3 protein-coding genes are annotated in these 2,597 nt (G+C 69.2%); 2 read left to right on the plus strand and 1 reads right to left on the minus strand.

All coding sequences use genetic code 11. From position 1 onward, the window contains the following. Nucleotides 1–95: 95 nt before the first annotated feature. Nucleotides 96–509: a hypothetical protein gene (locus AAHM41_RS39860; protein ID WP_342242191.1), complete on the minus strand. Its 414-nt coding sequence runs from the start codon at nt 507–509 to the stop codon at nt 96–98. 120 nt (nt 510–629) lie between these two features. On the opposite strand from AAHM41_RS39860, the gene AAHM41_RS39865 reads away from it, so the two are divergent. Both AAHM41_RS39865 and AAHM41_RS39870 read left to right on the plus strand, forming a co-directional pair. Then, a complete protein-coding gene (locus tag AAHM41_RS39865) occupies nt 630–1,670 on the plus strand; it encodes a putative B6 ABC transporter substrate-binding protein (RefSeq protein WP_342242192.1) in 1,041 nt (346 codons plus the stop codon). A 55-nt stretch (nt 1,671–1,725) separates the two neighbouring features. Next, nucleotides 1,726–2,571, plus strand: coding sequence for an ATP-binding cassette domain-containing protein (locus AAHM41_RS39870; RefSeq protein WP_342242193.1), 846 nt, complete (start codon nt 1,726–1,728; stop codon nt 2,569–2,571). Nucleotides 2,572–2,597 lie beyond the last annotated feature (26 nt).

Consider the following 2,597-nt stretch of genomic DNA (forward strand, 5'->3'; position numbering starts at 1 on the left):
TACGCTCGCCGCCGGTGTCGACAATCGATATGTGAATGCCATAGCGCAGACAGGAGAGGCATATCCGTGCCCGCAACGGCGATGAATGCATCGGCTCAGCGGCAGACCAGCCGCCCGCCGTCCGGCGCGCAGTCCACCACGATCCCGGCCGCGACCGGGCCGGCATGGTGCGGCAGGTCGATCGGGCTGCGCGTCGCCCAGCTGCGGCCGGCGACGCCGCACCATAGAGCCTCGACCGGCAGCCGGTCCTGCTTGTCGTTGAGCAGATACACCGCGCCGCCGGCCGGGTCGAACCACAGCCGGGCGCTGACCGCACCGCCCGGCCCGGCCTGGCCGAGATCGACCGAGTACCAATGGGCGATGGCGGCGCCGCAGGCGATCCGGCCGTCGCCGCGGTTCTCCGCCCGGAACGCCCGTTCGGTCAGCCCGTCCGGCCCATGCCCGGCCGCGAAGGCCGGCGTGGTCGCCAGCACCAGCGCGATCGAGAGGAGACTGCAAGGCCGTACCATCGAACCGCTCCGGAAGGATGACTTACGACAAAACCAATACTAGGCAAAGATAATGCCTAGATCCATCAAATAAAAGTGATGTATTTGTGTTTCTCAAAATAACAAACAGGGAGCCGAGTTATGTTGAAATCCATGATGATCAAGGTCAGCCTCGGCGTGCTGCTGCTGGCGCTGGCCTCGACCGCGGGCAGCGCGGCGGAGGTCAAGAGCATCGCCATCCTGACGCCGGAGCAGGGCACCGATTTCGGCTGGAACCAGCAGGGCGTCACCGCGGCCAAGGCGGCCGGCGAGAAGGCGGGGGTGCAAGTCACCGTGGCCGAGGGCCTCGGCTATGGTGACGTCCGCGCGACGATGCGCGAGCTGGTGGCGGACGGGGCGGGCCTGCTGATCGCCCATGCCAGCGGCTACAACACCTCCGCCCCCGAGATCGCGGCCGAGACCGGCGTGCCGGTGGCGATCGTCGACCGGCCGGACCTGCTGAAGCCCGGCCTGATCGCCGACTACACGCTGAGCGGCCATGAGGGCGCCTATCTGGCCGGCCGGCTGGCGGGAAAGATGACGCGGACCGGCACGGTCGGCATCGTGGTGTCGGGCGAACCGCCATCCTGGAACTCGCAATCTGCCGCCTTCGCCCAGGGCGTGAAGGCGGAGAAGCCCGCGGTGAAGATCCGCTACGCCGTGATCGGCCCGGCCGCCTACAGCGACGCGGCCGGCGGCAAGCGGGTGACGGAATCGGTGATCGCCGCCGGTGCCGACATCATCTTCGGCCAGGGCAACGGGTCGAGCTTCGGCATGATCCAGGCGGTCGAGACCGGCAAGGCGACCGACGGCGGCAAGGTCTATTTCATCGACGTGATCGGCGACAAGTCCAGCATCGACAAGGGGAATCTCCTCTCCTCCGTGATCTGGAACATCACCCCGGTCTATGCGGCGATGATCGCGGACCTGAAGGCCGGCAGCTTCGGCACCAAGCATTACGCCATCGGGCTGGCCGACGATTCCGTGCAGCTGCTGAAGACCAAGGCGATCCCCGACGACGTCTGGGCCCAGATCACGGCGCTCCGCGGCGACATCGTCGGCGGCAAGCTGAAGGTCGAGCCGGTCTGGGATGCGGCGGCGGTCCGGGCGCTGATGTCGGACGTGTCGGCGACGGCGCAGTAAGCTCGCCCGAGGAGCCCGCCGGGACATCCCCGGCGGGCCGCGGAACGATGGAACCATGACCGCATCATCGGAACCCGGCGCGCCGATCCTCGCGCTGCGCGGCATCACCAAGCGCTTCCCCGGCGTCGTCGCCAACGACCAGGTCGACCTGGCGATCCGGCCCGACGAGGTGCATGTGCTGCTGGGCGAGAACGGGGCCGGCAAATCGACCCTGATCGCCATGCTGTCCGGCCTGCTGCAGCCGGATGACGGCGCTATCCTGGTCGATGGGCGCGAGCAGCCCATCGCCTCGCCCCGCCACGCGCTCGGCCTCGGCATCGGCACGGTGTTCCAGCATGTCATGCTGGCCCCGACCCTGACCGTGGTGGAGAACCTGGCGCTCGGCCTGTCCTGGTGGCGCCGCCCCGACCGCACCCGGCTGGCGGCCGAGTTCAGCCGCGCCGCCGAGGGGCTGGGCCTGTCGATCGACCCGCGCGCCGTCACCGGCGCGCTGTCGCTGGGCGAGCAGCAGCAGGCGGAGATCGTGCGCGCGCTGCTGCGCGGCAGCCGGGTGCTGATCCTGGACGAGGCGACGGCGATGCTGACGCCGAAGGGGGTGGAGGAGCTGGGCGCGCTGATGCGGCGGCTGGCCGGGCGCGGCATCGCCGTCGTGTTCATCACCCACAAGCTGAAGGAGGCCTTCGATTTCGGCGACCGCATCTCGATCCTGCGCCTCGGCCGCAAGGTCGGCGAGATCGCGCCCGGGCGGCTGCGGGCGCTGGACGAGCGCGCGGCCACGGCCGAGATCGTGCATCTGATGTTCGGTTCTTCTTCTGAGTCCCCCCTCCCCTCGCGGGAGGGGGATAGGGGGAGGGGGTTCTCTCCGTCAGAGTCGTGGGGGGGGTTTGAGACACCCGGTTGAACCTCGGCCATTAGCGCGCGGGCGCG

Source organism: Inquilinus sp. OTU3971 (genome assembly GCF_038440215.1).

Coding starts and splice junctions, on each gene's coding strand:
- AAHM41_RS39860 (WP_342242191.1), bottom strand. CDS start 509: ATGGTACGGCCTTGCAGTCTCCTCTCGATCGCGCTGGTGCTGGCGACC.
- AAHM41_RS39865 (WP_342242192.1), top strand. CDS start 630: ATGTTGAAATCCATGATGATCAAGGTCAGCCTCGGCGTGCTGCTGCTG.
- AAHM41_RS39870 (WP_342242193.1), top strand. CDS start 1,726: ATGACCGCATCATCGGAACCCGGCGCGCCGATCCTCGCGCTGCGCGGC.